Source organism: Ewingella sp. C233, assembly GCF_055407225.1.
This window is the reverse complement of sequence record NZ_JBUZRI010000001.1, coordinates 1,051,601-1,072,577: the sequence shown is the minus strand read 5'-3', so window position 1 is coordinate 1,072,577 and position 20,977 is coordinate 1,051,601. Positions and strand designations below refer to the sequence as shown.

Below are 20,977 nucleotides of genomic sequence, written 5' to 3'. Positions count from 1 at the left end.
TTCGCCACCACGGAGTCATACAATAATATGAAAGATAAAAATTCCGCTTTGACGCAATTAATGCAGGATGCAAAACTCAGCCGCCGCGGCTTTATTACCAGCGCTGCTGCTGTGGGTATTACTACCGCTTATGGCCTTTCTCCATTATCTGCTTTTGCCGCTGAACCAAAAAAAGGCGGCGTATTAAAACTGGGAATGTCAGGGGGTAACACCAGTGATACCTTAGATCCCACATTATTCAGCGACTGGGTGCCATTAAATCAGGCATATATGCTGATGAACGGTCTGGTGGAGATCGATGAAAATAACAAAGCCATTCCAGAACTCTTTGCCAGTTGGGAAGCGAAACCCGGCGCCACAGAATGGTTGTTTACCCTGCAGGATGACGTAACATTTCACAACGGCAAAAAACTCGATGCCGACGACATTATTTACTCCATTAATTTGCACCGCGGTGATAAATCCAAAAGCGCCATCAAAACCCAGCTCGCGCCGATCACCGGTCTGACCAAACAGGGCGATAAGCAAATCCTCATCACGCTGGAAAGCGGTAACGCCGACCTGCCTTACCTGCTGGCAGATTATCACCTGCTGGTGGTGCCGAACGGCTTTACGGACTGGTCGCACCCGATTGGAACCGGCGGTTTCACCTTCGACCAATACGAGCCCGGCGTTCGCTCACTGTTCAAACGCAACCCAAATTACTGGAAAAAAGATCGCGCCTTTGTCGACGCGGTGGAAGTCATCGTTATCAACGACCCAACGGCCCGCACCAATGCGCTGATTTCTGGTCAGGTTCATGCCATCAACCGCGTTGACTTCAAAACCGTCGACTTCCTCAAACGCAGCCCGATGCTCAACATTGTGCGTTCCTCCGGCGGTCAGCACTTTACCTTCCTGATGGACTGCAGCGTCGCACCGTTTAACACCAACGATGTGCGCATGGCGATTAAACACGGTATCGACCGGCAGAAAATTCTCGATACCGTACTGCGTGGCTACGGCTCATTGGGCAACGACCATCCGATCCCAAAAACCGACCGCTTCTTCAACCACCAGCTGGAGCAGCGCGTTTATGACCCGGATAAATCGGCCTTCTATCTGAAAAAAGCCGGGCTGACCGATCTGAAAGTGGAGCTCTCTTCCTCTGATGCCGCATTTGCCGGTGCGCTCGACGCCGCGGCCCTGTTTCAGGGGCAGGCGCAGAAAGGCGGAATTCAGGTCAGCATCAAACGCCAGCCAGCCGACAGCTACTGGGACGATGTATGGATGAAAGCCCCGTTCAGCATGGGTTACTGGGGCGGACGCCCGACGGCGGATCAGATGTTCTCTACAGCCTACCAGTCCACCGCCAAGTGGAACGATACGCACTGGAAGGATGACAAATTCGACGCCCTGCTGGTGCAGGCCCGCTCCCTGCTCGACGACAGTAAACGCGCTGAAATTTACGGCGAACTGCAAAGCATTGTGCGCGATAACGGCGGCGCGATGATCCCGTTATTCGGTGATTATCTCGATGCCGCGAACAAGAAGGTTGGCGGTATCAAACCGCATCCGATGTTCAACTTCATGGGTGGTCGTCTGGCCGAGCGCGTCTGGCTGGAGGCATGATGAAGAAGAGGATTTTACAACGCGTACTGCTTGGCGTGGGTACGCTTTGGCTGGTGTCACTGCTGATTTTTGTCGGAACAGAAATGCTGCCGGGGGACGTTGCTACGGCCATCCTCGGCCAGAGTGCCACGCCGGAGACGGTTGCCGCCATGCGCCTGCAACTGGGCCTCGATGAACCCGCCGTGCTGCGATACCTCCATTGGCTGGTGGGTATTTTGCATGGCGATCTCGGAAATTCTCTGGCGAACGGCAGGCCGATTGGTAACGAGCTGCTGCCGCGTCTGGGCAACACACTATTTCTGGCGGGTTACGCCGCCATCATCGCCATTCCGCTGGCCGTGGGTTTAGGTATTGCCTCGGCCATCTGGCGCGGTTCAGTATTTGACCGGCTGGCGAATACCCTGACGCTCATCAGCATTTCGGTCCCGGAATTCTTCGTCGGCTATGTGCTGGTGATCGCCTTTGCCATCCGGCTGACGTGGTTCCCAAGTCTGGCAATGGTTGACTCAGGAACGTCGTTCGCCGAGCGGCTGTATGTGTGCACGTTGCCCATGCTGACCCTGACGCTGGTGGTGCTGGCGCATATGCTGCGTATGACCCGCGCGTCGGTTACTGCCGTGATGTCCAGCCCCTACATCGAAAGCGCCGTGCTCAAAGGCATCTCGCGCTGGCGGATAGTCGTGTCACACGCGCTGCCTAATGCCCTCGCACCGATTATCAACGTGGTGGCCTTCAATCTGGCGTATCTGGTGGTCGGCGTGATTCTGGTGGAAGTGGTGTTTGTCTATCCGGGCATCGGCCAGTACATGGTAGACGCTGTGACCAAACGCGACCTGCCGGTCGTGCAGGCCTGCGGATTGCTGTTTGGCGGCACCTATATCTTCCTCAATACCACCGCTGATTTGCTGGCGATTTGGTGTAACCCACGTTTACGCCATGCGCGCTAGAGGCCGGACATCATGAAACGTTCATTTATCAACATTCCGGTCTCGGCCTGGATTGGCATCATTATCATTGCGGTCAACCTGCTTGCAGCAATTTTCGCGCCCTGGCTGGCACCGCACAGCGAAACCGAACAGGTCGGCGATATCTGGCTGCTGCCTTCGGCGGCCACGCCGTTTGGCACGGACAGTCTGGGCCGTGACATGCTGTCACGCATTCTATTTGGTGCACGTACCACCATCGCCATCGCGCTGACCATCACTTTCACCTCGTTTGTCATCGGCATCATCACCGGCTTTGCGGCGGCGATTTATGGCAAATGGGTGGACGTGCTGCTGACACGCATCGTCGATACTGTAATGTCCATTCCGGTGCTGATTTTCGCCCTGATGGTGCTTTCGGTGATGGGGACCTCCATTCCGGTACTGGTGTTGACCATCGCCCTGCTCGACTCCACCCGCGTATTTCGGCTGGCCCGTCTGGTCGCGCAGGCCATTGTCTGTCAGGAGTACGTTGAGGCGGCACGCCTGCGGGGCGAAGGCCTGCTCTGGGTGCTGCGAAAAGAGATATTACCTAACGCCATCCCTCCGCTGCTGGCGGAATTCGGTATGCGTTTTTGCTTCACCTTCCTGTTTATCGCGGGCCTGAGCTTCTTAGGTTTGGGCATTCAGCCGCCGTACGCCGACTGGGGCAGCATGGTCCGCGACAACGCACAGGCGATTAACTTCGGCCAGTTCGCGCCGCTTTACCCTGCCGCGGCGATTGCCGTACTGACCATTGGTGTCAATCTGGTGGTTGACTGGCTTTTGGCCCGCAACAGCCTGCCACACGGAGAAGAAGCATGAACCCGTTAACTCAGGAATTGATTCTGGAAATGCGCGGGCTGCGGGTGGAAACCCTCGACGGCTCACCGCTGGTTCACAATATCTCGCTGCAACTGGCACGAGGCGAAGTCCTCGGGCTTATCGGTGAATCCGGCGCGGGTAAATCGACTATCGGGCTGGCGGCGCTCGGCTATGCGCGCCAGGGCTGCCGGATTGCCGGTGGCGAAGTGATCCTCGACGGCACCGATATCGTGCCGCAACCGGCGCGAGTCAAACGTGAATGGCGCGGACGCCGCGTGGCTTATGTGGCACAGAGCGCCGCCGCCGCCTTCAATCCGGCACTCACTATTGAGAAACAGGTATGCGAAGGGCCGATCCGCCACGGTTTGATGAGCAAAGAAGAGAGCCGTCAGTGGGCCATCACCCTGTTCCGTTCGTTGGATCTGCCTGACCCGGAAAACATCGGTAAACGTTATCCGCATCAGCTTTCCGGCGGGCAGTTGCAGCGTGCGATGGCGGCGATGGCGATGTCTTGTAAGCCGGATCTGCTGGTGATGGATGAACCGACCACGGCGTTGGACGTCACCACGCAGATTGAAGTGCTGGTGATGCTGCGCAAACTGGTGCGTGAATTCAACACGGCGGCGCTCTACATCACTCACGATCTGGCCGTGGTTGCCCAGCTTGCCGACCGCATCATGGTATTGCGTCACGGCAAAGAGGTGGAAACCGGCACCACGGAGAACATTCTCAATTATCCGCAGCAGGAATATACCCGCCGTCTGGTGGCCGAGCGTGAACACGCCGCGGCCCCGGTGACCGCTTCGCAGCCTTCCGGCAGCGCAGCCCTGCTGACCATCAGCAACCTCAGTACCGGCTATAACCGCAAAAAAGTGGTCAGTGAGATCAATCTCCAACTGCCGCGCGGCAAAACGCTGGCGATCATCGGGGAGTCCGGCAGCGGAAAAAGTACGCTGGCGCGGGCGCTGGTGGGTTTGCTGCCCGATACCGAAGGCAAGGTGGAATTCGACGGCGCCACCCTTGCGCCGCTCTATCAGCAGCGGCAGAAAGAGACGCTGCGCCGCATCCAGATGATCTATCAGTTGCCTGACGTAGCGCTTAATCCGCGCCAGACCATTCTCGAGCTGATTGGCCGCCCGGTGGCGTTCTATTTCGGGCTGAATAAACGTCAGGTCCGCGCACGGGTGGAAGAGTTGCTCAAACTGACTGAGCTGCCGCTCAAACTGATTGACCGCTATCCCGGAGAGCTTTCCGGCGGGCAGAAGCAGCGTGTCTGCATTGCGCGTGCTCTGGCGGCGCAGCCTGAACTGATTATTTGCGATGAAGCCACGTCAGCCCTCGATCCGCTGGTGGCAGAAGAGGTGCTGAATCTGCTGCGCGGATTGCAGGAAAAACTGGGCCTCTCTTATCTGTTCATCACCCATGACCTCGGGACGGTGAAACGCATTGCCCATCAGGTCGCGGTGATGTATCAGGGCAAGATTGTCGCCAGCGGTGATACCAGCGTAGTGTTCAGCCCGCCGATGCACGGCTACACTGAAAAACTCCTGACCTCGGTGCCGGAAATGCGCACCGACTGGCTCGACGAGGTTCTGACCTTGCGTTCATCCTCTCTTTCCACCGAGAAATCTTCACATACAGGCGCATTATGAGCACTAAACGCATCATTACTGAGTTCCCTCACAAGGTTACGACGGTAGAACATCTGTGGATCAAACTGAGTGACGGCACCCGTCTTGCCGCCCGTTTATGGTTGCCGGATTCTGCCGGCGACACGCCGGTGCCGGCCATTCTCGAATACATTCCTTACCGCAAACGCGACGGCACCCGCACGCGCGATGAGCCGATGCACGGCTATTTTGCCGGGAATGGTTACGCAGTTCTGCGCGTGGACCTGCGCGGCAGCGGAGAATCCGACGGGCTGCTGGCCGATGAATACCTGCTGCAGGAACAGAACGACGCGCTGGAAGTGATTGAGTGGATAACCGCGCAGAGCTGGTGCAGCGGTAACGTCGGCATGATGGGTAAATCCTGGGGCGGTTTTAACTCGCTTCAGGTTGCGGCCCGCCGCCCGGCGGCCCTCAAAGCCATTATCACCGTCTGCTCTACCGACGACCGCTACCGTGACGACATTCACTACAAAGGCGGTTGCCTGCTCAACGACAACCTCTGGTGGGGCGGCATCATGCTCGCTTACCAGAGCCGCCCTGCCGACCCGGCGCTGGTAGGCGATGGCTGGTACAACGAATGGCTGCACCGCCTGGAAAACATGCCGTTCTTCCCGGCGCTGTGGATGGAACATCCGCTGCGTGACCGCTACTGGCAGCACGGTTCCGTGTGTGAAGACTGGTCGGCGATCCGCTGCCCGGTGCTGGCGATTGGCGGCTGGGCAGATGCCTACAGCAACGCCGTTTTCCGCCTGATGGATAACCTGAAAGTCGCACGCCGCGCCATTATCGGCCCGTGGGCGCACGTTTACCCGCAGGACGGCACGCCGGAACCTGCCATCGGTTTCTTACAGGAAGCACTCACATGGTGGGATCACTGGCTTAAAGACGAACAAAACGGCGCGATGGATGGCCCGATGATTCAGGCATGGCAGCAGGACAGCCAGCCACCGTCAGCGCAGCGTCCGGTGAGCAAAGGCCGCTGGGTAGGGTTTGACCGCGGCACGGCCAGCAACGTTGCCCACGATACTCTCTGGCTGACGCGCGGCCAGCTTAACCGGCAGCCGGATGCGGATGCCGGTGTAATTTCAATCTGTTCGCCACAAAACCACGGTCTGATGTCCGGTGAGTGGATGGGTGCAGGCGTGCTGGGTGAAACGCCGCCCGATCAGCGCGTGGATGACGGCAATGCGGAGATTTTCGACGGTGAACCGCTGGCCGAACCGCTGGCCATATTCGGTTTCCCGGAGTTTACCGTCGAGCTGAGCAGTGATAAACCTGCGGCCATGCTGTATGTGCGGCTGTCGGATGTGTCGCCGGAGGGCGCGGTCAATCGTGTCACTCACGGCTGGCTGAATCTGGCGCACCTGCAAGGCCACGACCAATCTGTGCCGCTGGTGCCCGGTGAAAAAGTCCACGTACCGGTTCAGCTGGACGGCATTTCGCACCGCTTTGAAGCCGGCCACCGCCTGCGTATTTCACTCGCCACCACCTACTGGCCGATGATTTGGCCGATGGCCGAAGCCGCCACGCTGACGCTTGACCTGCACAGCGCCCAGCTTTCGCTGCCGGTGTGTGAAAAACCGTTAGAAATCGACGGCCCGAATAAGCAGCCGGAAAGCGCCGAGCCAACGCCGCAAACCGTGCTGACGCAGGGCCGCGTGGACCGTACGGTCAGCTATGACTTCCTGACCGACAGCTGGACCTGCGTGACCAACGGTGTGGGTGGCGTATTCGGCGAAGGCGTTTACCGCTTCGATGATATCGACACGACGGTCGATCATAATCTGCGACGGGAGCTGACGATCGGCAACAGCGATCCACTTTCTGCGCGTTATCTGCTGACGCAGACCATGAAAATGGGCCGCGAAGGCTGGCGGATTGAAGCGGTGATCACCCTCGATATGCGCAGTGATTTGACCCATTTCATCGTCAGCGGCGATATGGTGGTCAGCCTCAACGGCGAGGAAGAGTTCACAAAATACTGGCACGAGAGAATTGCGCGTTAAGCGTCAGGAATAACCGCCGTAATATCCCGGCTTTCCAATAACCGTCCGTCCTGCGCGCGAAGTTCGATTTTGCGCAGCGGCTGACGGTTTTTTGCATCCACCAGACGGGTGCAGGGTTCACCGTCTGCAAACAGATATTCGCTGCCCCACTGCCCTAAGGCCACCAGAATCGGCTGCAACGCGATGCCCTTTTCCGTCAGGACATAATCCTGATAAGCCGAACCATCGGCCGCGGGTTCCACCCGTAAAATCCCTTCTGCCACCAGCGCCTTCAGCCGCGTACTGAGAATATTTTTTGCCGCACCCAGGCTGCGCTGAAATTCGCTAAAGCGGGTCATGCCGCGCATGGCATCGCGCACAATCAGCAGCGTCCACCAGTCACCGATCAAATCCAGCGCACGCGCGGTCGGACACGGGGTATTTTCCAGACGGGTTCGTTTCATCAACGTGCTCCTGAAGCGATAGCAAATAATGCGGTGATTGAAAATCTGGTTGCATTATAGGACTACCTCGCGTAATTATCATCTGGTTTTATTATTAAACCACAATTCACGCATATCGAGGTATCACACAATGGCTACATCAACACATTCAAACCCTGTCGCCCTAATCACCGGCGCATCCAGCGGTATTGGCGCAACCTACGCGGACCGTCTGGCGAAACGCGGCTACGATCTGGTGCTGGTCGCCCGTGACGGCAAACGCATGGAAGTGCTGGCGGCACAGCTTCGTGAATCAAACAGTGTCGCTGTTGAGGTACTTCCGGCGGATCTGACCCGTCACGATGACCTGCTTCGGGTGGAAGATTATCTGCGCAGTCACCCAGCCATTTCCCTGCTGGTGAATAATGCCGGTGCGTCGCTGCCGGGCGGGTTCGATACCAGTGATGCCGACACCATCGACCACCTGATCCGGCTCAATGTCACCTCCGTTGCCCGCCTCTCCCGCGTGGCGCTGGACGGCCTGCTGAAACACCCCGACGGCGCCATTATTAATATTGCGTCCGTGATGGCACTGGCCCCGGAACTGCGCTCGGCGGTCTATTCCGCCACCAAAGCCTTCGTGTTGACGTTCACCCAGACGCTGCAATGTGAGCTGGAAGAGCGCGGACTGTATCTGCAAGCGGTACTTCCGGCGGCGACCCGTACGGAAATCTGGGAAAAATCCGGGCGTGATCTGAAGGATGTACAGGGGTTAATGGAAGTGGGTGATCTGGTTGACGCCGCGCTGGTGGGCTTCGACCGCAAAGAAAAAATCACCATCCCGCCCCTGCATAACGAAAAACAGTGGGACGATTATAACGCCCTGCGCGTTGCCATGCTGCCGGGCTTTATGCAGTCTCAGCCGGGCGAGCGCTATACCCGTTAATATCCGTTAACAAACTCCCCCCTGACCAGCGAAGCAAATTTGCTGGTCAATTCCCCGCCTCTTTGCAAAGATAACAAAACATTAACGTACAGATTGTTATGTGATTTTTATCTGGCTTGCCAACCTCATCCCTTCGCGCATTGAGACTAAAACCATGACTGATTATGTAATAACTCCCCCTGCCGTTCCGTCACTGGCCGTTGAAGACCAACAGACCCGCTTCCCGCTGCGCCGCGTGTACTGTGTTGGGCGAAATTATGCCGACCACGCCCGTGAGATGGGCCATAACCCGGATCGCGAACCGCCGTTTTTCTTCTCCAAACCGGCGGATGCCGTCGTCCCGGCCAGCGGTGACGTGCCTTATCCGTCACTGACGAAGGAGTTGCATTACGAAGTGGAACTGGTGGTGGCAATCGGTAAAGGCGGTAAAGACATCGCGCCGGAAGATGCGCTGGAACATGTTTGGGGTTACACCGTCGGGGTGGATTTAACCCGCCGCGATTTGCAGACGCAGGCAAAGAAAGCCGGGCGCCCGTGGGATCTGTCTAAAGGTTTCGACGCCTCCGCGCCGACCCACCCGCTGTTGCCGTTAATCCAGACCGGTCATCCGGCACAGGGCAAGATCTGGCTGAAGGTCAATGGCGAAGCGCGCCAGCAGGGTAATTTGAACGAGCAGATCTGGCAGGTGCCTGAAATCATCAGCTACCTGTCGCAGGCAGTAGAACTGCAACCGGGCGATCTGATTTACACCGGCACACCGGCCGGCGTCGGTGAGATCAAGCCGGGCGATGTCGTCACCGGCGGTATCGAGAATATCGGTACGTTCAGCTTCACCCTCGTCTGATATCACCACGTTCTGCTACAACAACGGCGTCCTGTCTCAGGGCGCTGTCTGTTCAATATCCTGCTTGACCCGTGGTGCCAGCTTTTCAAACCCGCAGGCGGTGGCGGGGTCAAACAGCGACAGCGACTCTATCTGGCTAAACAGGATCACTTTGCGAAAGTTAAGCGCATTATCCGGCTCAGACACCGGCGTTATCCAGTGCTGCTGAAAATAGGCCGCATAGTTATGCTCCACCACCAGTTGCTGGGTCTGGCGGTCGCGGTAGCCGCTGATCATCGGGATGACCACTACGTTATCGGTTGACGAGGTTTCACAGCGCGCCGTATGCACCATACCGATGTAAACCCGGTGCGAGCTCAGCGTGATGTAAATCATGTCACCCCGCTCCATGCACTGGTACAAAATGCCCTCCACGCCGTTAGCGCTGGTCAGCTGTTTATACAGGTGCTTACGCCCGGCGCTATTAAGCCGCAGGCCCGGCGACCAGGTGGTACGGAAAAGACAGAGCATCACCGAGACGCACAGCATAATCACCACCGGCGCCTGGATCCCTAAGAAACTCCAGTTGATGAAGTCGCGGTGATAATGCACATCCTGGTTCAGCGCGTGGATCTCAGGCAAATGGTTAATCGCCGAGGAAACACCCCACAAAAGCAGGTAGACAATCGCGATGACCAGCACGCCTTGCAAAACGAAGATACAGCCGTAGAGCGCCACCAGAAAATAGACGTCCCAGCCAAAGGTACGTTTTAGTTTAAAGCGCGTGGAGATGTCGCGCGTGGTGTACCAGTAGCCGCACACCATCAGTACCATAAATACCGCCGTCGCCATCAGAGCACGCTCATCTTTTTCACGTGACGGGTGAAGTCCTGCTGCACCTGTTCATTAGATGGGTTGACCGACGCAATGCCGTTTTCATCAATGATAATGCGTTCTCCCTCTTCGATGGTTTCTTGAATGTCGTTCGCGCTGAACAACCCTAAAAATTTTTCCGGGCTGGAAAAGACCCGCAGGAAGATTTTCAGCATGAGTGCTCCTTTTTCGTAAACATACAGCGTAGCGAAGAAAGCGGATCATGCGACCTGAGAAAAGACTTTTCAGAATAGTTACTGGCGGGAAGAGAAGAATAGTGGAAAAGAGATGAAGCAAAAAGGGCGCAGCTTTCACGCCGCGCCCTTGGTACTTATCACATCAGCCGTAGCCTTCAGTGATTTTTATTCTATTCGCTGCGTGACGTCTTCTCTTCACTCGCGTGATGCGCTTCTTCGTGAGCCACCTGTTCGGCTTTCACTTCTTTGGCGCGGTTACGCAAACCGTACCAGCCAAGTACCAGCAGAATGATCAGGATCGGAATAGTCCCCACGGTGAAGGTACCGTTCGGGTAGTCAAAGGCCATCAGCACCAGCACGCTGGCGAGGAAAGCCAATGTCAGCCAGGAAGTGACCGGCGCCCACGGCATCTTAAAGGAGACCTCTTTGGCCTTGCCCTCTTTGATGGCTTTACGCAGTTTCATCTGGCACACCACGATAAAGGCCCATGAGCTCAGGATACCCAGCGAGGCGACGTTCAGTACAATCTCAAACACCTGCGACGGCACGTAATAGTTCAGTACCACGCCGATGATATAGATACCGACGGTGACCAGGATCCCGGCGTAAGGTACCTGCTGAGCGTTCATTTTTGACATGAACTTCGGTGCAGAACCGCCCATCGACAGCGAACGCAGAATACGCCCGGTAGAGTAAAGGCCCGAGTTAAGGCTCGACAGCGCAGCGGTCAGCACCACGATATTCATGATCGTGCCGATGTAAGGCACGCCAAGTTTGCTAAAGAAAGTCACGAACGGGCTTTGCCCTGCCTGATAGGCATTCCACGGCAGCAGTAGCACCAGCAGTACCACTGATCCAACGTAGAACAGCGCAATACGCCAGATCACGCTGTTAATGGCTTTCGGCAGCACTTTTTCCGGATTTTTGGTTTCGCCGGCCGCTGTGCCCACCAGCTCAATGGCGGCAAAGGCAAACACAACGCCCTGCACCAACACCAGTGCAGGTAACAGACCGTGCGGGAAGATGCCGCCGTTGTCGGTGATAAGGTGCAGGCCAGTCGCATTACCCGCGATTTCTTTGCCTGTTCCGAGTACCACGACGCCGACAATCAGGAACAGCGCAATGGCCGCCACTTTGATCAACGCAAACCAGAATTCCATTTCGGCAAACCACTTCACGCCGATCATATTCATGGTGCCGACAATCGCCAGTGCGCCAAGGGCAAACATCCACTGTGGGATATCACCGAAGGTGCCCCAGTAATGCATGTAAAGTGCCACGGCGGTGATGTCCACAATCCCGGTCATCGCCCAGTTGAGGAAGTACATCCAGCCCGCCACATAGGAAGCTTTCTCGCCGAGAAATTCGCGCGCGTAAGAGACAAAACTGCCGCTGGTTGGGCGGTGTAATACCAGTTCGCCCAGCGCACGGAGAATGAAGAAAGAGAAGATACCGCACACCGCATACACAATGGCCAGCGCCGGACCGGCCATCTGTAAACGCGCACCCGCTCCGAGGAATAAGCCGGTACCGATAGAACCACCGATAGCAATCATCTGAACCTGACGATTGCCCATACTCTTGTGATAACCGTCGTCATGTGAATCCAACCAACGTCGCTTGGCGGCTTGTTTTGCCTCAGCAGACTTTCTATGTAATCGCATTCGATCCTGTTCTCCAAAATGCCCGATGCCTGAAATCCTTACAGGCAAACGATTGCAGATGCTGACGTTTACGCGGCTTTGCCGCTGTATTATTTTTAGCCTGACTGAATATCAGTATATTTCCGGCGTTGGATGCTACCCGTTCTCAACTGGACTGGCAAAAAAAACCGTCGGGTAAAATTGTGAACAGTCATAATTCGTGACAAAAATTTTGTGCGTAAAAATAGCCTAGCGTTCTTCGGCGCTGCGGCTCTCTTTGCGCACCCGCTCTATATTGATCGACAGATACATGATCTCTTCGGTGCTCAGTTCACGCTGATAATGCGTGGTCAGATAGGCACTTATTTTCTCCGCACAGGACCAGGCTTTCGGATAATTCTCTTTTACCGCGACGTGCAGCATCAGATCATCATCCGGGACCACGGAACGACTCAGCATACGCTGGGAGAAAAATTTCAGATGCGTGACAAAGCGCTGATAACTGAGGGACTCTTCGTCATAATCAATCCGTAGCTGGTATTTGACCATGTGCAGAATTTCCTGCATCACCTTGGTGATTTGCGTCACTTCCGCCATTTCACCGTTGAGCTGCGCATTGACCAGATGCAGGGCAATAAACCCGGCCTCGTCAACCGGCAGACGCACGCCGAGCCGGGTGTCGATCATCTCCAGTGCTTCCAGCCCCAGCGCGTACTCTTTCGGGTAGAGGCGGCGCGTCTCCCACAACAACGCATTGCTGACAGGTACCCCCTGTTTTTGCCGTTCGATGGCAAAATTACAGTGGTCAGTCAGCGCGATGTACAGATTTTCCTGCAATTTCCCCAGCCGCTGGCTCGCCAGCTGAATGATCTGGTCACAGGTGGTCATCACTTCCATCGGAATATGACCGAGTAATTCGGAAAGTCTCGCCACCAGTTGATCATTTTTCAGCGCAAACACTTTCTCAATCTTGCTGTCGTCGAGGCTGTCTCCCACTTGTTTCTGAAAAGCCAGCCCACGCCCCATGACCACCTGCTCACGCAGCTGATCGTCTAACACCACCACCACATTATTATTAAGTATTTTGGCGATTATCATTTACGTCCCCTGAAAACAAAAAAACCCGACCGCCCGGTAAAGGGTGATCAGGTTTTGCCTGCGTGAGCAGTAACAATCCAACGGAGGATTTTAGCAGTTTTCAGAGGCGCCTCAATGGATGCCTTGCTGAAACGTGATAAAGATCGCCGCTGCCCGTGATTTAGAAGGTAACGATGGCCTTCAGTCCGGTCACCCACGCATCCTGCGTCTCTTTAATGCCTGCCGGACGGTACCAGTATTGCAGATCCGGTTGCAGGATAAGCCACGGTCTGACCTTGATTTGATAGTATAAATCAGCATTCACGGAATGCCCCGGCACCGGACGGTAAAGCGGATTGCCGTAGTCATCTACCTGATTGACGTCATTAATATTAATTTGGTTTTGACGGTAGTGATCGCTCATCTTAACGTAAGTGACGCCAAGGCCCAGCCAGTCATCCGGACGGGCATCAAACAGCCCGCGATAACGCATCGAGGCTGCCTGAGAATAGTGAATATAGTTGCTGCGCGGGTCGCCCAACCCGAGGCTGTACGAGACGCTCATGCCGCGATTCGCATCGCCGTCCCTTTGCGTGATCTGCTGGTTAAAGCCGGTATACATAAACCACGTGCGGTCGTGGCTGTCATAACCTTCGGGATCGGTTGCACCGTTACTTTGGGATTTGCCCTCAGACAAGTCCTGCTGCGGCGCATTAGTAAACAGCACGCCGAGGTTATAAATACCGGGAAGGCCATTCACCGTGGTTTTCAGTTCCGCTTCCACCGGTAACAGCACACCTTTGCTGCCTTTGGTTGACCAACTCCAGGCATGGCTGCGCGCCGGGGCCTGCGGGTTCTGTTCCAGCACCCCGGTTTTCAGCGTCAGTTCCGGCGTCAGTTTATACTGCACGGTGGTTCCCCAATAATGCACGTTCCAGTTGTACCAGGTCAGGGAGTTGGCTGATTTACCACCGCACTGGCTCAGAACCTGAAAGTCGCAGGGGATGATCTGGTCAAAGTCCTGGTTTTTATTCATCATGCCGATGCGCCAGTGCAGGCGACGATCGTCAAAACTGCGGGCAAAGGTCAGCCAGCCCAGACGGGTGATTGACTGCCCTCCCCAGCTCTCCTGCGCGACATCGTTGAAAGCTACACGGGAGTCCTGCGTACGTTCGGTGGTGAGATTGTCATTATGATTACGGTTAACAATATTACCTTCGATGGCCGCGTCAGGAATACCGGTCCACATTTCGAGATCCTGAGTGAACGTCAGTGAAAACTGATCTATATAGGCGGTCTTTTTATCATGGTTATATCCGCCACCCGCGTTATATGCAGATTCGCTTAAATAACCCAGATTATAATGGAAACCGTTATTTTCCAGGATCGGGCGAATACCCAGCATGTCGCCAAGCATACCTTCGGGCTGCGCTTCGAAGCCAAGCACCGTGCCGTTCCAGGCGGTACCGGCCTGAGCGGAGAGCGGACCGGCAAGGCAGCAGGCCATTATTACGGCGCAGCCTGTTTTACTGGCGACAGGATTCAGTCTCTTTCGAATGGGTTTCATCATTATAACCTTGTTGATCATTTTATTATTTTTGCTCATTCACCGGGCATAGAAATCCCTGCGATAGAGGTCGCATATTATTTTCTGATTACTTTTAAATAGCGGCTTAATGGAAGAAATTCATTAAACCGCCGGAGGGATTAATTATGCTTTGAGTGTGGCACCGTTATTTTTAATAATATCGGCATACCAGTAAAAACTTTTCTTGCGGCGGCGTTCCAGCGTGCCATTGCCTTCGTCGTCACGGTCAACGTAGATATAACCGTAGCGCTTGGAGAACTCCGCTTTAGAGGCGCTGACCAGATCGATGGGCCCCCAGCTGGTATAGCCCATCACTTCCACACCGTCTTCAATGGCTTCGCGCACCTGCACCAGATGATCGTTGATGTACTGAATGCGGTAATCGTCGTTAATACTGCCGTCTGCCTCGACGGTGTCACGCGCACCCAGGCCATTTTCCACGATAAACAACGGTTTCTGATAACGGTCATACAACTCATTCATCAGATAGCGCAGCCCTTCCGGGTCAATCTGCCAGCCCCATTCGGAACTTGCCAGATGTGGATTCGGCACCATATTGAGAATATTAGCGCGGGCTTTTTGATTTTGCTCTTCGTCTGTGGTTACACAGCCCGTCATGTAATAACTAAAGGAGATAAAATCGACAGTCTCTTTCAGCGCCGCTTTATCCTCTTCGGTAACGTTCAGCGCAATATTATGCTGCTTAAAGAAACGCTTCATATATGCCGGATAATAACCGCGCACCTGCACGTCACCGAAGAATAACCAGTCACGGTTCTGTTGCAGGGTTTCCATAACGTCAGCCGGTTTGCAGGTCAGCGGATAGAGCATTCCGCCGAGCAGCATATTGCCGATTTTCGCGTCAGGAATGATTTCATGACAAGCTTTCACGGCTTTGGCACTGGCCACCAACTGATGGTGGATGGCCTGATAGATCGCCTGTTTGTCGCTCGTTTCTGGTAAACCCACACCGGTAAACGGCGCGTGCAGCGACATATTGATTTCGTTGAAGGTCAGCCAGTGTTTCACTTTTTGCTGATAGCGCTGGAAGACGGTGCGGGCATAATTTTCGAAGAAGCAGATGGTGTCACGACTGCCCCAGCCACCGTGTTTTTTCACTAATCCGTAAGGCATTTCGTAGTGTGACAACGTCACAAGCGGCGTAATGCCGTACTTTTTCATCTCATCAAACAGACGATCGTAGTACGCCAGACCTGCTTCGTTCGGCTGCGTCTCGTCCCCTTCAGGGAAAATGCGCGTCCAGGCAATCGAGGTGCGCAGCACGGTGAATCCCATCTCGGCAAACAGCTTCATGTCTTCCGGGAAGCGGTGATAGAAATCGATGGCTACATCCTTGATGCCAAAATCACCTTCCACACGCTGCCGGATTTCGCCAAAAATCCCCTCAGGTTGCAGATCCGAGGTCGACAGCCCTTTGCCATCGGTCAGATACGCGCCTTCAACCTGATTGGCGGCAACCGCGCCGCCCCACAAGAAACCATCAGGAAAACGTAAGTTCATTGGAACCTCCTTTAAGGATAAAAATTAACGTAACGAGATCGGTATTAACGTAATAGCGTCAGTAAGGGTGCGTTTTGTGCGACGTCCTGCCCGCTGGCGGCGGGGATGACATCCAGATAGTCGTCGCTATTGGTAATAATGACCGGCGTGGTCAGGTCATAGCCGGCCGCCTCAATCCCCTGCATATCGAATTCGAGTAACAGATCGCCCTTTTTCACCACATCATCGACTTTTACGTGTGGCGTAAAGAACTGACCGTCGAGTTTGACCGTATCGATGCCGACGTGGATCAGGACCTCAGCGCCGTTGTCGCACTCAATTCCGATAGCATGATGCGTGCGAAACAGTGAGGCGATCACCCCGTCGGCCGGTGCGACCACCTGACCGACGGTCGGTTTCACCGCGATACCTTTTCCCAGCAAGCCGCTGGCAAAGGTCGGGTCCTGTACGTCAGCAAGGGCAATCAGGTCGCCCGTCATCGGGCTGGTGACGGCGGCTTTTTCACGGGCTTCGTTAGCGGGTGTGGCTTTCACTGTTTCGGTGTTAACCGGCTGTTTAGCAGGATGCCCGAACAGATAGGTGCTGGCCGCGGCAAAAATAAAGGCCACCAGGGTTCCGGCGATGGCGGCAGTTACCGTCTCGTCGAACCCTGACGGTGGAATAACCTGTGTAAAGGTGAAGATATTCGCAAAACCGAAGGAGTAAGCCGTGGTGTGGAAATACCCCAACATGGCCGATCCCATCGCCCCACCGATGCAGCCGAAGATAAAGGCGCGACGGTTCGGCAGCGTGATGCCGTAGACCGCAGGTTCGGTGATGCCGAAGATCCCGGCGCTCACGGCAGAGCCTGCCAGCGCTTTGGTTCGGGCATCGTTGGTACGCAGCATAATGCCCAGCGTTGCCCCTACTTGTCCCATCACAGCAGGTAACAATAGCGGCAGCATGGTGTCATGGCCCAGCATACTGAAATTGTTGATCATCAGTGGGATCAGGCCCCAGTGCAGGCCGAAGATCACACACACCTGCCAGAATGCTCCGACGAACGCCCCGGCAATCACCGGGCTGATGTTGTAAATCGCCAGATAGCCATGCGCCAGTTGCTGACTCGCCCAGGTGGCGGCGGGACCGATCAACAGGAACGTCAGGGGTACCACGACCATCAGACAGATCAGCGGTGCGATGAAATTACGCAGTGCGCCCGGCAGGATTTTCATCACCCGCCGCTCAAGCCAGCTGGAGGCCCATGCCGCCAGAATCACCGGAATGACCGATGACGCATAGTTGATAAACACCAGCGGAATGCCTAAGAAGTACTGCACCGGCGCACCGGGCTGCATTGAAGCGTCAAAGGCGGATATCATCAGCGGATGCATCATCGCGCCGCCAATCATCATGGTGATAAAAGGGTTGCCGCCAAATTTTTTACCGGCGGTATAACCGATGATCAGCGGGAAGAAGTAGAACATGGCGTCACTGGCGGCAAACAGCACTTTGTACGTGCCGCTCTCCGCCGTGGTCCAATGGCAGGCCATTGCCAGTGCCAGAAAACCTTTCAAAATACCGGAAGCGGCCATAATGCCGATAAAAGGCGTGAAAATACTGGATATCACATCAATCAGGCGGGCAAATATACTTTCTTTCTCGCCCGGCTCCGCGCCGCTGTTTTCCGCTGAGTCACCGTTGGGATTAATCGCATTGAACACGTCGCCCACATGATTGCCGATCACCACCTGAAACTGCCCGCCACTTTCGACCACCATGATCACACCGGGGTTGCGCTTGAGCAGTTCGGCATTCGCCTTACTGTTATCTTTGAGTTTGAATCGTAAACGGGTGGCGCAATGCACCAGACTTTTGACGTTCTCGCGACCGCCGACACCTGAGAGGATCTCTTCCGCTAATACTTTATATTCCATTAATTTATCTCGTAATCATGACTTTTTTGCGAATGAAATGGCGTCGTGCACGACATTGCCGTTAAGAGTCTGAGTAAAAGGATGTCGTTGATTTCAGGTCAAAAAAAAACCTAAACTTCATGCCTCTTCCACCGTTGGGGGTGAAGAAGCAGAAAGTTTAGGTTTTGCCTGATTAACAGTAACAATCCTGTTTTCTGACAGCGATTCTGTTGCGAACCCGCGTCAGATACAAGCAGCAAATTCCGCGGGACGTTTAAATTGTGACGGACTTCAGATTTTGGCTTCGGGTGATGCTTGCGGACATCCAACCCGCCAGTTAAAGAGCAGATGGCTTGCCAGCGCCAGCAGCCAGACACCCAGCGCGCCATAGATTAACACGCCGCCAAAGCCGTCGATCAGCGCCTGACGGGCGGCGCTTTGCACCGTATCCAGCTCCGCGCCACCAGCAATGCGTTCAGCCAGCCGGTACAGATCAGCGTCCTGAAGCGGTAACGGCAAGCGGCCGCGCAGGCTGGCGGCAATGCCCGCCACCAGCAGACTGCCCATCAGTGCGATATTGATCGCCAGCGTGATCAGCCGCGCACTGATATCAATCCCGGACGCCATGCCGGAACGGTCGCCCGGTACCGAACCGGTGGTGGTATTGGTGACCGGCGTATTGGTCAGCCCCAGCGCAGTGCCTGCCAGCAGCGCCCCCGGCAGCAATGTCCAGCCGCTGGCGGCTGCATATTTCATTAGCATGAAACCCGCACCTATGGCAAACAGGCCCAGCGGAATCACCTTCGCTGCGCCATATCGCGCCACCAGTTTTTCCGCCAGCGGTGGCATAAGCAACGTGGGTAAGGTGTAAGCCAGCAGCACCAAACCAGTTTGCACGCTGCCGTAACCCAGACCGCCCTGATAATAGACCGGCAGATAGATCATCAGCGGCCAGAAGCTGAAATTCATGCCCACCGACCCCATCAGCGCACCGGAAAAGCGCCGGATGCGGAAGACGCCGAAATCAAACATCGGGCGCGGATGGCGTTTCTCAATCCAGACAAACAGCCCGGCACTCAGCACAGTGACCAGGCCGATGGCCTGCGCCGCGCCGCTTTGCCAGCCGAGGCTGCTGCCCTGTGTGATAAGAAACGTGGTGCCCAACACCGTAAGTGACAACGTAACAAGCCCGCCGATATCCAATTTTTGAGCGTTTAAATCGCGCGATTCCACCACGTTTCCCACCGCCAGAATCAGCGTGAGCAGCGCAATAAATACGTGAACCAGAAACACCCATTGCCAACTGAACAGCGCTACCAGTGCGCCGCCGATGATCGGCCCGAACCCCAGCCCGAAACCAAACAGGATCCCCCAGGCGGCAAACGCCCGGCTGCGCGCTTTGCCATGGGGAAACTGAGACGAGAGAATAGCGATAAGACAGGTCAGCATCGCCCCTCCGCTCAGCCCCTGCAAAAAGCGCCCGGCGATGAGCCACGCCGCGCTGCCCGCCAGCCCGCACATCAGCGACGTCAGCCCGAAAGCGATGATACTGATAATGAAAATTCGTTTGCGGCCAAAGCGGTCAGCCAGCGTCCCGGTTGCCATCAGCACCGTGGTGCAGGCCAGCGTATAGGCATTCATGATCCATTGCAGATCGTTAAAGCTGGCGTGCATCTGTTTTTCCAGCACCGGCAGGATCACCGGCACGCTTGAGATCTCCAGCCCCGACATCAGCGCCGCCAGACAGACGGCGGTCAGAGCCAATAGATTTTTCATAACAATTTCCTGCAAAGCATTCAGAGACCGCCAGCATGGAAGAACTCCGCCACGGTGGAAATCAGCCCGGATGCCATGTATCGTCAAGATCATGCCAACTTTACCGAACCCTGCCCTTAATGCCAAAAATGACTGCCTTGACTAAAATCGCCGCGCCCCTTCCGGCTATGCCGCCCCACAACCGGCGGCTGGTGCTGCTGGCTTATGAATGTTTGTGCACTTTTGAGTTCGGCATTGCGGTCGAAGCCTTTGGCCGCGCCGACGAGCTGCTCGGAAAGCCGCTGTACGATCTCGAGGTTGCTTCGGTAGAAGAAGGCACGTTTGGCGCACAGGGTGGCGTGCGGCTGATGGTCGATGGCGGGCTGGAGTTACTCGAAGATGCCGGAACTATTGTGATCCCCGGCTGGCGCAGCATTGACGAACCGGCCACAGAACGGCTGATTGCCGCACTGCAAAAAGCCCATGCACGCGGCACCCGAATTGTGTCTATTTGTGCCGGCAGTTTTGTGCTGGCCGCCGCAGGGCTGCTCGATGGCAAACGCGCCACTGCGCACTGGAACAGCACCCACGCTCTGGCGCAGCGCTTTCCAAAAATTCAGGTCGAACACGGCATGATTTATGTCGATGAAGGCAGCGTGATCACCTCGGCCGGTGGCGCTGCCGGTGTGGATTTATGCCTGCATCTGATACGCCGTGATTATGGTATTGACGTCGCCAACCGTACCGCGAGGCGCATGGTGACGCCGCCGCACCGTGAAGGAAATCAGGCACAATTTATTCAGCAACCAGTGCCGGTTGGCCCGGCCAAAACGCTGTCGCCGCTGCTGGACGACCTTCGCACCCGCCTGAATAAACCGCTGGCGATTGAACAACTGGCGATGGAGGCTGGCATGAGCCGCCGCACTTTCCTACGCCGCTTTCATGACGCCACCGGCACCACGCCGGGCGAATGGATGCTCGGTGTGCGGCTGGAAAAAGCCTGTGCCTTGCTGGAAAGCAGTACGCTGAGTATTGACCGGGTGGCCGAACAGTCTGGTTTCGGCTCACCCGAAACGTTGCGTCACCACTTCCGCCAGCGCATGGGAACCACGCCGACACTCTACCGCCGGCAATTCAGCCACCGTGCGCTGACGTTATAGCGC

Annotated in this window: 17 protein-coding genes; 8 read left to right on the top strand and 9 right to left on the bottom strand. The window is 55.7% G+C overall.

Annotated elements, in window-relative coordinates:
- The first annotated feature begins 27 nt into the window (after positions 1-27).
- The 5 genes from ACZRKO_RS04925 to ACZRKO_RS04905 are packed head-to-tail and all read left to right on the top strand — an operon-like array spanning position 28 to position 7,074.
- Positions 28-1,611, top strand: coding sequence for an ABC transporter substrate-binding protein (locus ACZRKO_RS04925; RefSeq protein ID WP_463736109.1), 1,584 nt, complete (start codon positions 28-30; stop codon positions 1,609-1,611).
- Complete coding sequence (locus tag ACZRKO_RS04920) at positions 1,611-2,558, top strand: ABC transporter permease (protein ID WP_463736108.1); 948 nt, start codon at positions 1,611-1,613, stop codon at positions 2,556-2,558. Before ACZRKO_RS04925 ends, ACZRKO_RS04920 begins: the two co-directional genes overlap by 1 nt.
- Before the next feature lie 12 nt (positions 2,559-2,570).
- Positions 2,571-3,398: an ABC transporter permease gene (locus tag ACZRKO_RS04915; RefSeq protein ID WP_463736107.1), complete on the top strand. Its 828-nt coding sequence runs from the start codon at positions 2,571-2,573 to the stop codon at positions 3,396-3,398.
- Positions 3,395-5,050: an ABC transporter ATP-binding protein gene (locus ACZRKO_RS04910; protein WP_463736106.1), complete on the top strand. Its 1,656-nt coding sequence runs from the start codon at positions 3,395-3,397 to the stop codon at positions 5,048-5,050. The genes ACZRKO_RS04915 and ACZRKO_RS04910 overlap by 4 nt, the downstream gene beginning before the upstream one ends.
- Positions 5,047-7,074, top strand: coding sequence for a CocE/NonD family hydrolase (locus ACZRKO_RS04905; protein ID WP_463736105.1), 2,028 nt, complete (start codon positions 5,047-5,049; stop codon positions 7,072-7,074). The genes ACZRKO_RS04910 and ACZRKO_RS04905 overlap by 4 nt, the downstream gene beginning before the upstream one ends.
- On the opposite strand, the gene ACZRKO_RS04900 is transcribed toward ACZRKO_RS04905, so the two are convergent.
- The gene (locus ACZRKO_RS04900) at positions 7,071-7,517 is read right to left on the bottom strand and encodes a winged helix-turn-helix transcriptional regulator (protein WP_463736104.1); all 447 of its coding nucleotides are present in this window, start codon (positions 7,515-7,517) and stop codon (positions 7,071-7,073) included. The genes ACZRKO_RS04905 and ACZRKO_RS04900 overlap by 4 nt on opposite strands.
- Positions 7,518-7,647: 130 nt before the next feature.
- Here ACZRKO_RS04900 and ACZRKO_RS04895 point away from each other — a divergent pair, with 130 nt between their 5' ends.
- Positions 7,648-8,442 (top strand): SDR family NAD(P)-dependent oxidoreductase, encoded by a 795-nt coding sequence (locus ACZRKO_RS04895; protein WP_463736103.1) that lies wholly within the window; start codon positions 7,648-7,650, stop codon positions 8,440-8,442.
- 154 nt (positions 8,443-8,596) lie between these two features.
- Entirely contained in the window at positions 8,597-9,286 is a 690-nt protein-coding gene (locus tag ACZRKO_RS04890; RefSeq protein ID WP_463736102.1) for a fumarylacetoacetate hydrolase family protein, read from the top strand.
- 36 nt (positions 9,287-9,322) lie between these two features.
- On the opposite strand, the gene ACZRKO_RS04885 is transcribed toward ACZRKO_RS04890, so the two are convergent.
- The 8 genes from ACZRKO_RS04885 to ACZRKO_RS04850 form a co-directional block, all read right to left on the bottom strand.
- On the bottom strand, positions 9,323-10,117 hold the full coding sequence (locus ACZRKO_RS04885; RefSeq protein WP_463736101.1) for a hypothetical protein: 795 nt from the start codon (positions 10,115-10,117) through the stop codon (positions 9,323-9,325).
- Positions 10,117-10,314 carry a hypothetical protein gene (locus tag ACZRKO_RS04880; protein ID WP_463736100.1) on the bottom strand — a complete coding sequence of 66 codons (198 nt, stop codon included), beginning with the start codon at positions 10,312-10,314 and terminating at the stop codon, positions 10,117-10,119. Before ACZRKO_RS04880 ends, ACZRKO_RS04885 begins: the two co-directional genes overlap by 1 nt.
- A 191-nt stretch (positions 10,315-10,505) precedes the next feature.
- On the bottom strand, positions 10,506-11,999 hold the full coding sequence (ansP, locus tag ACZRKO_RS04875; RefSeq protein ID WP_463736099.1) for an L-asparagine permease: 1,494 nt from the start codon (positions 11,997-11,999) through the stop codon (positions 10,506-10,508).
- A 228-nt stretch (positions 12,000-12,227) separates the two neighbouring features.
- Entirely contained in the window at positions 12,228-13,076 is an 849-nt protein-coding gene (gene bglG, locus ACZRKO_RS04870) for a transcriptional antiterminator BglG (protein ID WP_463736098.1), read from the bottom strand.
- Between the two features lie 160 nt (positions 13,077-13,236).
- On the bottom strand, positions 13,237-14,562 hold the full coding sequence (locus ACZRKO_RS04865) for a carbohydrate porin (protein ID WP_463737472.1): 1,326 nt from the start codon (positions 14,560-14,562) through the stop codon (positions 13,237-13,239).
- Positions 14,563-14,766: 204 nt separating this feature from the next.
- Positions 14,767-16,164, bottom strand: coding sequence for a glycoside hydrolase family 1 protein (locus ACZRKO_RS04860; RefSeq protein ID WP_463736097.1), 1,398 nt, complete (start codon positions 16,162-16,164; stop codon positions 14,767-14,769).
- 44 nt (positions 16,165-16,208) lie between these two features.
- Complete coding sequence (bglF, locus tag ACZRKO_RS04855; RefSeq protein ID WP_463736096.1) at positions 16,209-18,080, bottom strand: PTS beta-glucoside transporter subunit IIABC; 1,872 nt, start codon at positions 18,078-18,080, stop codon at positions 16,209-16,211.
- Positions 18,081-18,350: 270 nt separating this feature from the next.
- Positions 18,351-19,835: an MFS transporter gene (locus ACZRKO_RS04850; protein WP_463736095.1), complete on the bottom strand. Its 1,485-nt coding sequence runs from the start codon at positions 19,833-19,835 to the stop codon at positions 18,351-18,353.
- Between the two features lie 128 nt (positions 19,836-19,963).
- Here ACZRKO_RS04850 and ftrA point away from each other — a divergent pair, with 128 nt between their 5' ends.
- Positions 19,964-20,974, top strand: a complete 1,011-nt coding sequence (gene ftrA / locus ACZRKO_RS04845) for a transcriptional regulator FtrA (protein ID WP_463736094.1) — start codon at positions 19,964-19,966, stop codon at positions 20,972-20,974.
- The last annotated feature ends 3 nt before the right edge of the window (positions 20,975-20,977 follow it).